Below are 15957 nucleotides of genomic sequence, written 5' to 3' on the forward strand. Positions count from 1 at the left end.
GAGGACTCAGGATGAAGATCGGCTTTATCGGCGCGGGCAGCATGGGGAGCTTGCTGGCGGCATCGTTCCTTCGCTCCGGAGCGCTGAAACCCGCGGATGTGACGATCGCGACCCGCACTCCCGCCAAGGCGGAAGCGCTGGCCGTCCGGTTCCCCGGTCTGACGGTCGCCCCTTCCAACGCCGACGTCGCGCGGATGGCCGATATCTTGCTGTTGTGCGTCAAACCGCTCGATTTCCGAGCCGTTCTGGACGAGATCGGCCCCTTGCTGTCGCCTCGGCAGATCCTGGTCTCGATCACGAGCCCGGTCCGGATCGACAGCCTGGAGTCGTTCGTCCCAAGCAAGGTGGCCAAAATCATTCCGAGCGTCGTGAACGAAGCGTGCTGCGGAGCTTCCTTGTTCATGTTCGGATCGCGTCTGGAAGCGGAAGACCGCGAACGGCTGCGGAGTTTGTTCTCCGCGATCAGCCAGCCGCTGGAAATTCCGGAGGAGGAGATCCGCGTCGCTTCGGACTTGTCCAGCTGCGGGCCCGCTTTCATGGCGCAGCTGCTGGAGCAGTTCGTCGACGCCGCGGTCGAATCGACCGGCATCGACCGGGAATTGGCGACGAAGCTGGCCTGCGAGATGCTGCTCGGCACGGCGAGGCTGATGCTGGAGCAAGGCTGCGATCCCGCCGAGCTGCAGAGACGGGTCTCCGTCCCGGGAGGCATTACCGCCGTCGCGCTGGAGGAGCTGCGCCGCTCCACCCAGGGCGCCTTCCTGCGCGTGCTAAAAGTTACGCACGAGAAATTCGCGGAAGATTTGATCCGGGTCGAAGCCTCCCTTCAGGGAACGGGCGCGCAGCCGGCAGCCGCGAATCACCGCTCACCCGGCAGCCGAACGCCGGAATCCGGCTGACGGACGAATCGCCGAAAAACGACAAAGGGGCGCGCCTCTCCCTGGAGAGAGGCCGCCCCTTCTTCGTTAGTTGGCTACAATGTTGACGAGCTTGCCCTTGACGGCAATGATTTTGCGAACCATTTTGCCTTCGATCAGCGCCTTCACCTTATCCAAGGCGAGCGCCGCATCCTGCATGCCCGCTTCGTCGAGGTCCGACGCGATCGACACGCGCTCGGCGATTTTGCCGTTGACCTGCACGACGATCTCCACTTCCGCGTCGACCGTCAGCGCCGGGTCGTATTCCGGCCACGGCACGTACGAGACGGTGCCTTCGTGGCCGAGCCGCTCCCACAGCTCTTCGGCGATATGCGGCGCGCTCGGCGACAGCATCTGCACGAAGTGCTCCAGCGCTTGCTTCGGCAGCGCCTCCGCCTTGTACGCCTCGTTCACGAAGATCATCATCTGGCTGATCGCCGTGTTGAACCGCAGCGCTTCGTAATCCTCGGTAATCTTCTTGATCGTCCGGTGCCAGACGCGGCGGAACGCGTCGTCTCCGGGTACGTCCCGGATCTTCGGATTCAGCTTGCCTTCGTCGTCGACGAACAGCCGCCAGACGCGTGCCAGGAACCGGTGCATTCCTTCCACGCCGTTCGTGTTCCACGGCTTCGTCGCCTCCAGCGGCCCCATGAACATCTCGTACAGCCGCAGCGTGTCGGCGCCGAACTCGTTCACGATATCGTCCGGGTTGATGACGTTGCCCCGCGATTTGGACATCTTCTCGTTGTTCGTGCCGAGAATCATGCCCTGGTTGACCAGCTTCCGGAACGGTTCCTTCGTCGACACGACGCCGATATCGTACAGCACCTTGTGCCAGAAGCGGGCGTACAGCAGGTGCAGCACCGCGTGCTCCGCGCCGCCGATATACAGGTCGACGGGCAGCCACGTCTTCTGCTTCTCGAAGGAGACCAGCTCCTTGTCGTTGTGCGGATCGATGAACCGCAGGAAGTACCAGGAGCTGCCGGCCCATTGCGGCATCGTGTTCGTCTCCCGGCGGGCCTTCCGTCCCTGCTTGTCGACCACGTTCACCCAATCGGCCGCGTTCGCGAGCGGAGATTCTCCGGTGCCCGACGGCTTGATCTCGTCCATCTCCGGCAGCAGCAGCGGAAGCTCGTCTTCCGGCACCGTCTCCATCGTGCCGTCCTCGTAATGCAGCACCGGAATCGGCTCGCCCCAGTACCGCTGTCGGCTGAACAGCCAGTCGCGGAGCCGGTACGTCACTTTCCCGCGGCCCTTGCCGTTCTCTTCGAGCCAGGCGATCATGCGGGCGATGGCGTCCGGCGTGGACAGGCCGTTCAGGAAGTCCGAGTTGACATGTTCGCCGTCGCCCGTATAGGCGGCTTCCTTCACGTTCCCGCCGCTGACGACTTCGAGAATCGGCAAGCCGAACTTCGTCGCGAACTCCCAGTCGCGCTCGTCATGCGCCGGAACGGCCATGATCGCGCCCGTGCCGTAGCCGCCGAGGACATAGTCCGCGATCCAGATCGGCACCTGCCGGCCGTTCGCCGGATGGATCGCGTACGCGCCGGTGAACACGCCCGTCTTATCCTTCGCTAGGTCGGTCCGCTCCAGGTCGCTCTTGCGCGCGGCTTGCTCGATATACGCATCGACCGCCGACTTCTGCTCGGCGGAAGCGATGACGCCCACCAGCTCGTGCTCGGGAGCGAGCACGCAGTAAGTGGCGCCGAACAGCGTATCCGGACGGGTCGTGAATACGGTCAGCGAGGCGTCCGCATGCCCTTCGATGGCGAACGCGACTTCCGCGCCGGTCGACTTGCCGATCCAGTTGCGCTGCATCTCCTTGATGCTCTCCGGCCAGTCGACCTCTTCCAGGTCTTCCAGCAGCCGTTCGGCATAAGCCGTAATCTTCAGCATCCACTGGCGCATCGGCATGCGGATGACCGGATGGCCGCCGCGCTCGCTGACGCCGTTAATGACTTCTTCGTTGGCGAGCGTCGTGCCGAGCGCCGGACACCAGTTGACCGGTACTTCCGCGACGTAGGCAAGCCCTCTCTTATAAAGCTGGATGAAAATCCATTGCGTCCACTTGAAATACGCCGGATCGGTCGTGCTGATCTCGCGGTCCCAGTCGTAAGAGAAGCCGAGCGACTTGATCTGGCGGCGGAAGTTGTCGATGTTGAGCAGCGTGAAATCGCGAGGGTGCTTGCCCGTCTGGATCGCATACTGCTCGGCCGGCAGGCCGAACGCGTCCCAGCCCATCGGATGAAGCACGTTGAAGCCGCGCATCCGCTTGAAGCGGCTGACGATGTCGGTCGCCGTGTAGCCCTCCGGATGCCCGACGTGCAGTCCGGCCCCGGACGGGTAGGGGAACATGTCGAGCGCGTAAAACTTCGGCTTGCCCCCGTCTTCGGTCGTGCGGAACGTCTTGTTCTCGTCCCAGTAACGCTGCCACTTGGGCTCGAGCGTCTGCGGCTTGTAGCCGGCTTGATTGTCCTGTGCCATGTCGCTAGAAAACTCCTCTCGGGGTTGTGCGTCGCTTCATCAAAAAACCTCCCGCCCCCGCGTTATGAACGCTAGGGACGAGAGGTCGAATTCCCGTGGTACCACCCTAGTTGACGGACGCCCTGCTTGGGCTGCCGTCCACTCTTGCTCCTTAACGCGGAGACGACGCCGCGCTTCCCGTTCGCCGCGGCGGCGAAAGGCTTGCGCGCGGAGGCTCCAAGGCGAGTTCGCGGACAAACGTCAACCGGCTTGCACCACCCGCCGGCTCTCTGAATGACATCTGACGGCTACTGTTCCTTTTCCCAGCCCCAAAAAGTATGAAAATATTATAGCCAACGACCGCGAACGATGTCAAGCACTGGCAATCGCAAACGATCGAAGCTTGTCCGGAGCCGTCAGCCCCGCCGCCCGGCGCCGTTCCAGAACAGCTCGACGATTCGCCTTGGCAGTTCCTCCTCCGATACGCCGATGAAGTGAGCTTCCCGATTGCCGACCCGCATCATGGCGGAAAAAGAGTACGCCAACAGCATCGGGCCTAGTCCCGGCGCAAGCTCGCCGTCCTCGATCGCTCTCGCGAAGCAGTCCGCGAGCACCTTGTGAATGCCATGCTCGGCTTGGCGGATCTCCTCCTGCTGGCTTTCCGACAACGAGGGCAGCGCTTCCCGCATCATCGTCTCGAATTCCCCGTGCGATGCCGCCATGTTCGCTTTGGCGATCGTCTCCAGCCGCTCGCTCAAGCTTTCCTCGCCGGCCAGAATGCGGGACGAGACCGCGGCGATGCGCTTCATCATCTCCGTGACGGCGGCGGTGAACAAGTCCGCTTTGTTCGGAAAATAATAGTAGACCGACGCTTTGGTGACGCCGGCTTTCTCCGCGATCTGATTCAGCGAGACGTGCGCGAACCCGTGCTCCATGAACATTCGGGAAGCTTCGGCCAGCACCGTGTCTCGGATCGATACCGAGGGACCCGGGTGTTTGGGCCTTCCCGGCGCCCGGCCCGATTCCGTTTTTTTCACGTCTCTAACCTCCCTTGCCGCATCGTTCGGACTTTTGCAATAGAATATTAACCTTCCGGTATATATAATTAAATCGAATGCCATTGCGGATCGTCCATTCCGCATGCTGCGAGGGGGAGTCTGATTCATGGGACGAAACAATCTTTTGGGAAAATGGGTCGCCGGGCCGCGCGGCCGCTGGATCACGCTGCTTGTCTGGCTGCTCGCCGCCGGACTGCTGAGCGCGCTGCTGCCTTCCGAGAACGGGCAAGAAGATAACGGCGCAGCCAACCTGAGCGCTTCGAAGCCCTCCGTTCAAGCGGCGGCCGTCGCTTACGAGGAGTTCGAAGGCGGAGCGGACCTGCCTGCGCTGCTTGTCTGGCATCGGGGAAGCGGTTTGACCGACTCGGATCTTCGGAACATTCAGGAGCTGTCGGCCGCGCTGACCGCCTCACCCGTGCCGCACCAGACCGGCGTGCCGCCTCTGCAGCAGCTGCCGCTTGAGTCTTTGAAGGCTCAGCTGTCCAAGGACGGAACGACGCTTGTCACCGCCGTCCTGTTCGATCCGAAAGCCGACGCGGACGGGCTGAAGAAAGGCGTGGATCAGCTTCGGAAACAAACGGGCGAAAGGTTCGGCCAAGATCCGTTCGCCGCCGGCGCCGATGCCTCGGATGGGCTGAGCGCCCGGGTAACCGGGCCCGTCGGCATCCGGATCGATGCGACCGGCCTTTTCCAGAACGCGGACTTTACCTTGCTCATGGCGACCGTGCTGATCGTCCTCATCCTGCTCCTGCTTATTTACCGTTCGCCTATCCTGGCGTTCATTCCGCTTGTCGCCGTCGGCATCGCTTACGGCGTCGCCGGGCCGATTCTGGGCTGGATGGCCGGCGAGGGCTGGATTGTCGTCGATTCCCAGAGCATCTCGATCATGACGGTGCTGCTGTTCGGCGCGGGGACCGACTACTGCCTGTTCCTCATCGCCCGGTTCCGCCAGCTTTTAAAGAAGGAACAGAGCCGGTCGGCCGCGCTCCGCGCCGCGCTGTCCGGCTCTTCCGGCGCGATCGCGATGAGCGGCTTCACCGTCGTTCTGGCCCTGTTCTCCCTGCTGCTGGCCCAATACGGGGCTTATCGGCGCTTCGCCGTTCCGTTCGCGATCGCGATCCTCGTCATGGCCGCGGCCAGCCTGACGCTCGTTCCGGCGCTGCTGGCCGTCATCGGCCGCGCCTCGTTCTGGCCGTTCGTGCCGCGCACGCCGGCCGAGCGGGCGGAACGGGCCGCCCGCCAAGGCAAGCCGGCTCCGGCCCCCGGGAAGGAGCGCCGCGGATGGATCGGCTCGCTCGTCGTGCGCCGCCCCTGGACGATCGTTCTTGTGTCCGTCCTCGTTCTCGGCGCGCTGGCCGCCGCCTCAACGCAGATTCGATTCACCTATGATCTGCTCTCGTCGTTCCCGAAGGACATGTCGTCGCGCGAGGGCTTCGAGCTGATCGGCGACAAGTTCTCGCCGGGCGAGCTCGCCCCGGCGAAAGTGATGGTCGATTCGCAAGGAAAAGACGTCTCCAAGCTGGCGGACGATCTGCGGTCGCAAGATTACGTCAGCCAGGTCGGCGAACCCGCGAAGGGCCGGATTCATTCCGACATCGTCTCTCTCGACGTTCAGTTCGCGATGAATCCGTACTCCGCCGAGGCGATGGATCGGATTCCCGATCTGCGCCGCGCCGCCGAGGACGCTCTGTCGCAGGCAGGCGTGAAGGACGCGGCGGAGCATGTATGGATCGGGGGGCAGACGGCAGAGCAGTACGACAACAAGACGACGGGAGACCGCGATACGCGCGTCGTCATCCCCGTCGTCATCGGCTTGATCGCCCTGCTCTTGCTGCTCTACTTGCGATCGATCACGGCGACCGTCTACCTGGTGCTTACGGTCATCTTGTCTTACTTCTCGGCGCTCGGTCTCGGCTGGCTCGTCGTTCATTACGCGTTGGGGGCCGACGCCATTCAAGGAGCGATCCCGCTTTATTCTTTCGTCTTCCTCGTCGCCCTCGGCGAGGACTATAACATCTTCATGATCTCGAGCATTTGGCGCAAAAGCCGCCGGATGCCGCTCCGGCAAGCGATTCAAGAAGGCGTCGGCGAGACCGGCTCCGTCATTACGTCGGCCGGCCTCATCCTGGCCGGCACGTTCGCCGTCCTGGCCTCGATGCCGATTCAGGTGCTCGTTCAGTTCGGCATTATCACCGCGATCGGCGTCCTGCTCGACACGTTCGTCGTGCGGCCGTTCCTCGTGCCCGCGATCACCGCGCTGCTCGGGCGGCGCGCCTTCTGGCCGGGCAAGGTCCGAGAGCCTTCAGGCGATCGGGCGAACGGATGACCGCCAGCGGCGGACTATACCTCGCCCCAGTAAATCTCGGTCTCGTAGTCGAAGCTGACCGTTCCGTCCTGCTGGGTCGAATCGAATAGCGTACGCAGCGCCTCCATCATCGGCTCGTAGTTCGGATGTCCGGGCAGCGGGCAATAGGAAGAGGACATGACTCGCCCGGCCAGCCCCTCCAGGTCGAACAACTGGCGGTAGGGGAACCGGGCGACGTTCATTTCCCGGAAAAAGGGCCTCAGATCCGTTTCCGAAATATTTTTGTGCGAGACGACATGGTAGTCCGTTCCGAACTGGCGGAGGAGCGCTTCGTATCCTTCCAGGAACGGCGTTCCGCTCATCAAGCGGGAGTTCCAGATGAGAACCGCTTGGCCTCCCGGCCGCAAAATGCGGCCGAATTCCCGCTTCGCGGCAGGACGGTCGAACCAATGAAACGATTGCGCGCACGTGACGAAATCGACCGAACCGTCCGGAAGCCCCGTATGTTCCGCGGTTCCTTCCACGACTCGCAGCCCCTTCTCCCCGCCGCGCGACCGGATCAGTTCTTCCCTCATCGACCCGTTCGGCTCTACCGCCGATACTTCGCTTCCTCTTTTCAAAAGCAGCGCCGTGAAAAGGCCGGTACCCGCGCCTACGTCGGCGATTTGCGATCCGGTCCGGAAACCGACGGGACCGTACAGATAGTCCAGCGCCTCCTCCGGGTAGCTCGGCCGATACTTCGCGTAGATATCCGCCCGATCCGTGAACCTGTCGGTATTGTTCATCTTCTTTTCCTCGCTTTCGTATGCAATGAAGAATGTTTTGGCGAAAAAAGCCTCATCTCCGCGGCTGCGGGACAGAGGCTTCCTTAGACGTTATTTGGGTTTGCGCGCTACGAAAAACAGGCGCTCCGCGTCGGCGTCCGGCTCCGACCAGGTAAAATCGGCGCATCGCCGCAAAACTTCGAAGCCGGCCGCGGCCAGCTGCTTCGCCAGCCATTCCGGGTCGTACGCGCGTTGGGTGTGCGCTTCTTCGAAGCGCCGGTACAGCCCCGCGCCGGCGGCCGACTCCTCCCGGACGAAGAACGTCAGCTCATGATCGATCTCCATGCGGTTCGGATCGTACTCGCAAGTCCACAGGTAGGCGATGTCCTTCTCGTCGAGAACGAACGGCTGCTCCTCCGCATAGCGTTCCAACTGCTTGGGCGCATGGACGTCGAACAGGAACAGCCCGCCCGGCACGAGGCCCTCGTAAGTCCGGCGGAAAGCGGCGGTCACGTCTTCCGGCTCCGTCAAGTAATTGAGGCAGTCGCAGAAACAAAGCGCCGAATCGACGGGCGAGGGCAGTTCCCAGTCCCTCATGTCCTGCTGCAGCCAGCGGATCGATCCGGGTTCGGGGGCTTTGGCGCCCGAGCCGCTCTCCCACTTGCCGCGCGCGACCGCCAGCATGTCGGCCGAGAGGTCGATGCCAAAGACGGAAAAGCCGGACTTGGCAAGCGGAATGGCGATATTGCCGGTACCGCAGCCCAGGTCGACGACGGATGCCGGCATGCCGTAACGGTCCCAGCAGCGGCGGGCGAAGCTCATCCATTCCGCATACGGCATCTCCTCCATCAGACGGTCGTACACCGAAGCGAATTGCCGGTAAGATCGCATTCCTCGTCCTCTCCTTCCGAAGCGATATCCTAGTTGTCTGACACAGTTCGAATCTCCGGCGCCGCCCGCCGGTTCGCCTAGTAAATCGTTTCGAAATTAACGAACAGACCACCGCTAACGAAACGAGCAAACGCTATTTGGCACGATTTCGAGTTTGCGGAATTTTAACGAAAGGGAAAGACGCTATTTGCTCCCGAAACCATTTATTTGAGCTTATAACTGCCCAATAAGGTCGCTACGTTTTGTTAGGTTCAAAAATCCGTTCATTTCGTTCGAATAAGGCTCGTACGGTTCGTTAAAATTTGAACCACAGCTTGCTGCCGTTTGATTCGACCGCTTAACGTACCGTTACCTTTGGAACGAAGCACTAGTCGCTACCCGAAACGCCGTCGGCTTCGGCCTGCCCTTCGGCCGTCAGCTTGGTCCAATTGCCTTCCTGCGTTACGAGACGCTCCTTCATCAGCTTGCCGAGCGCCCGCTTGAACGCCGATTTGCTCAGGCCGAACCGCCGCTGGATCAGATCGGCCGGCGTCTCGTCGCTGTACGGCATCGCGCCGCCGGGGCGCTCCCGCAGGAAAGCCAGCAGACGGTCCGCATCTTCCAACCGCCCCTTCTCCTTCGCCGGACGAAGCGACAGCGTGACGCGGCCGTCCTCGCGAACCTGGGTGACGCGGCCGCTCACTTTCTCCCCCAAACGCAGCGCGCGGGGCAGCGAAGCGTTCGGAATGTAGCCGAGCGCGCCGAAGCCAAGCAGTCCGCCGTCGACGATGACGAACACGCCGTCGCGGAACACGTCGGTCACCCAGGCATCCTTCTGCTGATGGTGCCAGGAATCCGGCGCGCGGAAGACGGCCGGCTCGAAGTCCTCGATCCGCGCCAGTCGGGCCAGCATCCGGCCTTCCTTGTCGTGCTTCATGACGACGTAGAGCTCGTCGCCTTCGCGGGGCCACAGCTCCTTGCGGTCGCCGAGCTCTTTGACCGGCAGCAGCAGCTGACGGCCGATGCCGATCTCGAGGAAGCATCCGTATCGGGGATGGAAATCGGCCATGACGAGCCGGCCCAGCTCGCCCAGCTTCAGCAGCGGCTGCCTTCGCGTCGCCGTCATCCGGCCTTGGTCGTCGTGGAACAGGAAGACGTCGATGTCTTCGCCTTCGGCCGGATGCGCTCCGGAGGCTTCCGCGTAGGGCAGCAGCAGTTCCGGTCCTTCTTCGTCCCCCTCGCCGAGGAACCAGCCGAACGGCGGTTTCTCCCGTCGGACCCTCAGCCGGGCGATCGTGCCGGCGACGAAGCTCATGCGAACGAGACCGCCTTCGCGTCGGACCAAAGCCGCTCCAGATTGTAATACTCCCTCTCGTCCCGATGGAACACGTGAGCGACGACGTCGCCCATGTCGATCAGCACCCATCGCGCCGTGTCCATCCCTTCAAGGCGGACACGAACGCCCAGTTCCTCGGCGCGCTTGCGAATCTCCGTCGCGATCGCCTGTACCTGCGTATCCGAGTTCCCGTGACAGATCAGGAAGTAATCCGCGACAAGGGAGATGCCCTTCAAATTAAGCGCCACCGGATCGTGGGCCTTTTTCTCCTCCGCCGCATCCGCCGCCGTGCGCAGCAATTGGTCTGACGTTACTGCCATATCCCAGCCTCCTCATTCGGTTCCAATCGATTGGTTTTTTTCCAAATCACGAATCAAGTCGTTGCGAGCCAGAAACGTGAGCGGAAAGATGACTTTCCTTCGCTCCGTCAGCAGCCGGATCGTCGAATCGAAGCCGGCGACAAGCGCCTCTTCCAAGCTTCGGGCGGCCAGCTCGCGAATGCGGTCCACGCCGGGAAAATCCCGCCCGGGCTCCATATAGTCCGCCAGGCAGACGATCTTGTCGAGCAAGGTCATATTCTCGCGGCCGGAGGTGTGGTAGCGGATGGCGTCCAGCACTTCCTCGTCGTCGATGCCGTGCTCCTGCCGGACGACCCAAGCGCCGACATGGGCGTGCCACAGCTCCTTGTCGTGATCGAGCAGCTCCGCGGGCAGCCTTTGCTCCCGGATGATCTTCTCCATCCGATCGGTCGGCCACGCCTTCGTATAATCGTGCAGCAGCGCGGCCAGCCACGCTTTGTCGCGATCGCCTCCGAACCGTTCGGCCAATTCGACCGCCGTGTCGACGACGCCCTGGACGTGCCGCCACCTTCGCTCCGGCATTTGGCTTCGGGTCGCTTCCGTCAGTTTCTCACGATTCATAAAGGCCATTCCTTTCGATATACTCGCGCACCGCGTCCGGCACTTGATAGCGAATCGATCGGCCCTCGCGGCGGCGCCGCCGAATGTCCGTGGACGAGATGCCGACCGGCGGCATCGGCGCGAGCGTCAGCCGCTTCCGGAGAAATGCGGGCAGCGATTGTTCGTTGCCGGTCTCGCCCTTCCGGTTCAGGCAGACGAACGAGACCCGGTCCGCCAGTTCTTCGATGCGATGCCAGTTCGGCAAGTCGTTCATCATGTCGGTGCCGACGATCCAGCAAAATTCCCGGTCCGGATAGCTTTCTTGCAGGGCCGCGACCGTATCGAACGTGTACGAGACGCCGTCGCGCCTAAGCTCCAGATCTTCGGCCCGGAACGACGGGTGACCGGAGAGCGCGGTCCGAACCATCGCGAGCCGCGCCGCGCCGTCCGCGCCGGGCTGCGGCTTGTGCGGCGGAACGGACGTCGGAACGAACCAGACTTCTTCCAGAGCCGCCGCCTCCCGCGCGGATTCCGCGGCCAACAGGTGGCCGACGTGGATCGGGTCGAACGTGCCTCCCATCAGTCCCGTGCGCCGCATCGGTTACCTCGGCAGCTCGATCTGCTTGTTGTCCTTGGACTCCTTGTACAGCACGATCGTCTTGCCGATCACCTGGACGAGCTCGGCCCCGGAACGCTCGGCGATCTCCCGGGCGATCTCGTGGCGGTCGTCGTCATTATTGTTCAGAATATTCACCTTGATCAGCTCGCGAACTTCGATCGCCTCTTCGATGTGGCGAATGAGATGATCGTTCGTTCCTCCTTTGCCGATCTGGAAGATCGGATCGAGGTGGTGGGCTTGCGAGCGCAAAAATCGTTTTTGTTTGCCGGTCAGCATAAGAAGTCGAACCCTGCTTTCATCGCGATAGTGGGGACGGTGCCGGCTCGCCGAACGATTCGAGCACGACGGCCCGCATCGCTTCGACGGGCGCCGGTTTGCCCGTCCAATATTCGAAGGCGTACGCGCCTTGGTACACGAACATGCCGAGCCCGCCGTGAATCCGGCAGCCCCGTTCGGCCGCCCGCCGAAGAAAAGCCGTCGTCAGCGGGTTGTAAATCAGGTCGCTCGCGACCGCGCCCGGCTTCAGCCAGGAGGGATCGAGCGGCACGGCCTCGACGTTCGGCGACATGCCGACCGACGTCGTGTTGATCACGACGTCGGCTTCCGCGCAGACGTCCTTCAATTGCGCCCAATCGGCCGCCGAAACGGCCGCCTCCGGCGGAAAAAAGCCGGCGAGCTCGCGAGCCCGCTCGGCCGTGCGGTTCACGAGCACGACCGAATGCGGCCGTTCGCGGGTGAGCGCCCAGACGATGCCGCGCGCCGCGCCGCCGCAGCCTACGACGACGATCCGCTTGCCGGCCAGATCCGGCTCCGCTTCTTCCTTCAGCGACCGGACGTAGCCGATCCCGTCCGTGTTGAAGCCGGTCAGCCGGCCGCCGTCGTTCACGATCGTGTTCACGGCGCCGACCGCGCGCGCGCCTTCGTCGATCTCGTCGAGATATGCCATCACGTCGATTTTGTGCGGGATGGTCACGTTAAGCCCCCGGAAGCCGAGTGCGCGCATGCCGGCGATCGCTTCGCCGAGCCGGTCCGGCGTCACGTGAAAAGCGCCGTAGACGCCGTTGATGCCGGATTCCCGGAATGCCCGATTCAGCATAACCGGAGATTTGGAATGGCGAACCGGATCCCCGATGACGCCGTAAAGAACGGTATGACTGTCCAAGAACTTCTCTCCTCCCCCGATAAAGCGTTACAGCATGGCGTCGCGGACAAGCACCTTCACGCCCCTCGGGGCGTATACGTCGACGACCGAACCGCGTTTGCCGTTCGCCTGAATCCAGCCGAGTCCCGACACGAACACGTCGACGTCGGCGCCCGGCCGGATTCGCAGCGTGTGTCTCGTCCACGGAGGCACGCTATCGAGCCCTTCCTTGGAAGGCGGAGACAGCATTTCTCCCTTATGGCGTTCGTACAGTTCGTCCGCGCGCTCCAGCTTCGTCCGGTGAATCGGCAGCCCGCCGGAGACGTAAGCGGTGAAAGACTGATGCTCGCCTTCCACGAAGTCAAACCGGACCAAACCGCCGAAAAACAGCGTCTGCCTGGCGTCCAACTGGTACGTCATCGGCTTCAGCGGCTTTTCGGGCAGCACCGCTTGCAGGCTCTCGCGGGGCACGACTTCCGACAGGCGGGACTTGTAGACGATCCCCGGCGTGTCGATGATGCTGCGGCCGTCGTCCAGCGGAATGTGGACCGCATCCAGCGTCGTGCCCGGATATCGGGAGACGGTCAGCTCGCGATGCAGATCGCTGTAATCGGAGATGAGCCGGTTGACCAGCGTGCTCTTGCCGACATTGGTCGCGCCGACGACGTAAACGTCGCGGTCGCCCCTAAGCTCCCCGACCGTCTGGACGACGCGCTCGAAGCCGATGTTGCGGCGGGCGCTGCACAGCACGACGTCCGCGACCTTCAGCCCGTTCGCGCTCGCCTGCTTCTGCACCCAGTTGCGGAGCCGGTTCCAGTTCGTTACGCGCGGCAGCAAGTCGATCTTGTTTACCACAAGCAGCACGGGGTTGTTGCCCACGAACCGCTGCAGGCCCGAGATCAGGCTGCCCTCGAAGTCGAACAGGTCGACGATGTGAACGACGAGCGAGCGGGTCTGGGCGATTCCCCCCAGCAAACGCAAGAAATCGTCTTGGTCGATGGCGACCGAAGACGCATCATTGTAGTTCTTGATTCGGAAGCAGCGCTGGCAGATGATCGGCTCCCGTTCCGGCGCGGAGGCCGGGACATAGCCCGGCCGCTTCGCGTCCTCCGTCTGAATGGCGATGCCGCATCCGCCGCACCTTCGCGTCGTTTCAATCCGTTCCGGCACTAGTCAGCGTTCCCCCTTATCCGGCCACAAGCCCCGCTTGCGCAAGCGGGACAGGGCGATTTTCTCGATGCGGCGATTGATCTGCGTCCCGAGGCCTTCCTCTCCCGGCGCGATCGGCGTGACGAGGATCGTATGCAGCCCCATCCGGCGGCCTCCGAATATATCCGTCAGCATCTGGTCCCCCACGACGACCGCTTGTCCCGGTTCCAGCTTAAGCAGCTGAAGCGCCCGCCGGAACGCGCGCGTCATCGGCTTGCGCGCCGCCGGAATGAACGGGATCCCGAGCGGCTCCGCGAAACGGGCCACCCGGGCGCTGTTGTTGTTGGACAGCACGACGACGAGGAAGCCGGCCTGCTTCACCTTCTCGAGCCAAGCGATCAGCTCCGGCGTCGCGAGAGGCGTATGCGCGCTGACCAGCGTATTGTCCAGATCGGTAATGATCCCGCGGACCCCTCGCGCCTTCAAGGCGTCCAAGTCGATATCGTAAACGGTATTCACGAGCTGATCCGGCAGCAGCCGTTGGAACATAACCGATAAACCCCTGTCTCTAAATGATGAACAAAATATACCACACCCCGCCGTTCCTTGCAAAAAGCGGGAAAGCGCCGATTCGGCCCGCTTTCCCGCTTCTTTGGGGCGGTCCGGCGGGCGAAACGGCGCCGGATTTATAATGCTTTGCGGATCTTCTCTACCGTCTGGGCGAACCGTTCGTACGCTTCTTCGTCGCCGATTTCGCCGCCGTAGCGAGCCGCCTCGAACTGCTGGAGCGCGCCTTCCAGATCCGATCGGATCGACCCGAAGCGGCTCCCCCAGCCGGAGAACGTCTCGCGCAGCGTCTCGTGCCGGCTGCGCTTCAGCCCCCGGCGGTTCATCCTGGCGACGAACCGTTCCATCTCGCGCACGATGCGCTGATTGGGCGTCGCGCCGCGATGGCGGAGCCGTCTCCAGGATGCGAGCAGGCTTCGCCGTTTGAAGAAGAGCAGCAGCGCCGCCAGCGCAAGGACCGCCGCTCCGGCCGAGATGGCGACCGGCTTCTGCCAATTCGCTGAGGGGGCCTCTACTTGCTCCGGCTCGGCCACGACCGTCGTATCCGCCGGCAAGGCCGCTTGGGTCGGGTCTTCCTTCGGAGCAATCACCGGGATGCTGAAGCCGGCGGTCGGCTCGAACGGTACCCAGCCGTAGCCTTCGAAGTACGCCTCGGCCCAGGAGTGGGCGTCCGCGTTGCGGACCGTGTACGTGCCCGCCCCGTCCGGATCCGCCGGCGCGCCGTATCTTGCCCGCTCCTCGTCCTGCGGATTCGTGCCCGTGGCGTAGCCTTTGACCCAACGCGTCGGCAGGCCGAGCGTCCGGGCCATCACGACGAACGCGGTCGAATAGTAGTCGCAGTAGCCTTCCTGAATCTCGAACAGAAAGGCGTCGACGACGTCTTTGCTGTGCTGCTTGGACGTATCCGGCGTGTTCGTGTACGGATACGTAGTCTGCAGATACGTCTCGAGCATTTTCAGCCGGTCATAGTCGTCGGAAGCGCCTTTCGTCACTTGCTTCGCGAGCTCTCCGACCCGGGCGGGAAGCGAATCCGGCAACTGCAGGTAGGGAGCGAGGTCGATCGAGGCTTGACCGTTCGCCGGAACGGCGGACAGCTGGCGCAGCCGGTTCTCGTCCAGCTCCTGCACTTCGGACTCGACGGTATAGGTCGTCACCTGCGCCGGGCGCTGGAACCGAAGCTCCCATTCCTCCGGGTTCCAGAACAGCTTGGCGCCTTCCGCCCCCTCGATCTCCTGGACGTCGGCCACCGGCCCGGCGGCGAACAGAACCGGCACTTTGTCCTTGCGGATCATCTTCACCGTCTGCTCCACCTTGCGGAAGCCTTCCTTCTCGCCCACGGGAACCGGCGTCAGCGGGAACGGCTCCTTCGAGCCGACGTCCGCCGGAACGGTCTCCATGCCTTTGCGGTCGGTCCATCCTTTGCCCGTGTAGACCGCCTTCGTCTCGCCCCGCCAATACGATCGCTGAGTCGTCGTCACTTCCATGACCGGAGAGTAATCGAACTGGAAGCCGCCGCCGATCTGCGAGTCGCTGCGGCCGTATCCGGACTTGGTCGAGCCCGAGCTGCCCGACGAGACGGAGGAGCCCGTGATGAGGAAGCCGCCTTCCCCGCCGAGGCTGGGCACTTCCTTATTCTGCGATTCCATCCATAGCGTATACGGATCTTCCAGCAGCACCGGAGCCCGGGGCATCATGACGCCGAGCGCGACGAGAACCCCGATGACGACCATCGCCGGAAGCAGCAGCTCGAACGGCCGCTCGGCCAGAGCGTCCCAGCTCTCGTAATGCCTCGTCTTCAAATGGCGCAGGTGAAGAATGACCAGCCAGCCCAAGCCCGCAAGGACCGCCCAGGCAATATTGCTCCACAGCTCG

The 15957-nt window shown here is 63.1% G+C and carries 15 protein-coding genes and 1 other annotated feature; of the genes, 2 read left to right on the forward strand and 13 right to left on the reverse strand.

The genetic code is table 11. The features are described from left to right. Nucleotides 1-11: 11 nt before the first annotated feature. Nucleotides 12-896 carry a late competence protein ComER gene (comER, locus tag H7C18_RS02505; RefSeq protein WP_185127425.1) on the forward strand — a complete coding sequence of 295 codons (885 nt, stop codon included), beginning with the start codon at nt 12-14 and terminating at the stop codon, nt 894-896. Between the two features lie 66 nt (nt 897-962). Here the strand turns inward: comER and leuS are convergent, their stop codons facing one another. Both leuS and H7C18_RS02515 read right to left on the reverse strand, forming a co-directional pair. Further along, nucleotides 963-3398, reverse strand: a complete 2436-nt coding sequence (gene leuS / locus H7C18_RS02510; protein ID WP_185127426.1) for a leucine--tRNA ligase — start codon at nt 3396-3398, stop codon at nt 963-965. Between the two features lie 70 nt (nt 3399-3468). Then, nucleotides 3469-3711, reverse strand: a binding site (T-box leader). 82 nt (nt 3712-3793) lie between these two features. Further along, the gene (locus H7C18_RS02515; protein WP_185127427.1) at nt 3794-4414 is read right to left on the reverse strand and encodes a TetR family transcriptional regulator; all 621 of its coding nucleotides are present in this window, start codon (nt 4412-4414) and stop codon (nt 3794-3796) included. A 127-nt stretch (nt 4415-4541) separates the two neighbouring features. Between H7C18_RS02515 and H7C18_RS02520 the strand changes: the two genes are divergently transcribed. After that, nucleotides 4542-6761 carry an MMPL family transporter gene (locus H7C18_RS02520; RefSeq protein ID WP_185127428.1) on the forward strand — a complete coding sequence of 740 codons (2220 nt, stop codon included), beginning with the start codon at nt 4542-4544 and terminating at the stop codon, nt 6759-6761. 14 nt (nt 6762-6775) lie between these two features. Here H7C18_RS02520 and H7C18_RS02525 read toward each other — a convergent pair whose 3' ends face one another. From H7C18_RS02525 to H7C18_RS02575, 11 genes are all read right to left on the reverse strand, one after another. Next, entirely contained in the window at nt 6776-7525 is a 750-nt protein-coding gene (locus tag H7C18_RS02525) for a class I SAM-dependent methyltransferase (RefSeq protein WP_185127429.1), read from the reverse strand. A gap of 90 nt (nt 7526-7615) precedes the next feature. Continuing rightward, nucleotides 7616-8395 (reverse strand): class I SAM-dependent DNA methyltransferase, encoded by a 780-nt coding sequence (locus H7C18_RS02530; RefSeq protein ID WP_185127430.1) that lies wholly within the window; start codon nt 8393-8395, stop codon nt 7616-7618. A 367-nt stretch (nt 8396-8762) separates the two neighbouring features. After that, nucleotides 8763-9689 carry a CvfB family protein gene (locus H7C18_RS02535; protein ID WP_185127431.1) on the reverse strand — a complete coding sequence of 309 codons (927 nt, stop codon included), beginning with the start codon at nt 9687-9689 and terminating at the stop codon, nt 8763-8765. Then, nucleotides 9686-10030 (reverse strand): ribosome silencing factor, encoded by a 345-nt coding sequence (rsfS, locus tag H7C18_RS02540; protein WP_185127432.1) that lies wholly within the window; start codon nt 10028-10030, stop codon nt 9686-9688. The genes H7C18_RS02535 and rsfS overlap by 4 nt, the downstream gene beginning before the upstream one ends. 12 nt (nt 10031-10042) lie before the next feature. Next, nucleotides 10043-10630 carry a bis(5'-nucleosyl)-tetraphosphatase (symmetrical) YqeK gene (yqeK, locus tag H7C18_RS02545; RefSeq protein ID WP_185127433.1) on the reverse strand — a complete coding sequence of 196 codons (588 nt, stop codon included), beginning with the start codon at nt 10628-10630 and terminating at the stop codon, nt 10043-10045. Further along, nucleotides 10620-11207: a nicotinate (nicotinamide) nucleotide adenylyltransferase gene (gene nadD / locus H7C18_RS02550; RefSeq protein WP_185127434.1), complete on the reverse strand. Its 588-nt coding sequence runs from the start codon at nt 11205-11207 to the stop codon at nt 10620-10622. Before nadD ends, yqeK begins: the two co-directional genes overlap by 11 nt. 3 nt (nt 11208-11210) lie before the next feature. Next, entirely contained in the window at nt 11211-11504 is a 294-nt protein-coding gene (gene yhbY, locus H7C18_RS02555) for a ribosome assembly RNA-binding protein YhbY (protein ID WP_185127435.1), read from the reverse strand. Nucleotides 11505-11523: 19 nt separating this feature from the next. Further along, complete coding sequence (locus H7C18_RS02560; RefSeq protein WP_185127436.1) at nt 11524-12390, reverse strand: shikimate dehydrogenase; 867 nt, start codon at nt 12388-12390, stop codon at nt 11524-11526. 27 nt (nt 12391-12417) lie between these two features. Then, nucleotides 12418-13539 carry a ribosome biogenesis GTPase YqeH gene (yqeH, locus tag H7C18_RS02565; RefSeq protein WP_185127437.1) on the reverse strand — a complete coding sequence of 374 codons (1122 nt, stop codon included), beginning with the start codon at nt 13537-13539 and terminating at the stop codon, nt 12418-12420. 3 nt (nt 13540-13542) lie between these two features. Continuing rightward, complete coding sequence (locus tag H7C18_RS02570; protein ID WP_185127438.1) at nt 13543-14067, reverse strand: YqeG family HAD IIIA-type phosphatase; 525 nt, start codon at nt 14065-14067, stop codon at nt 13543-13545. A 137-nt stretch (nt 14068-14204) separates the two neighbouring features. Then, nucleotides 14205-15957: transglutaminase TgpA family protein (locus tag H7C18_RS02575; protein ID WP_185127439.1), on the reverse strand; the 1753-nt coding region annotated here is incomplete at its 5' end.

The sequence above is a fragment of the Cohnella zeiphila genome (assembly GCF_014212055.1).
In the GTDB taxonomy this organism is placed as follows: domain Bacteria; phylum Bacillota; class Bacilli; order Paenibacillales; family Paenibacillaceae; genus Cohnella; species Cohnella zeiphila.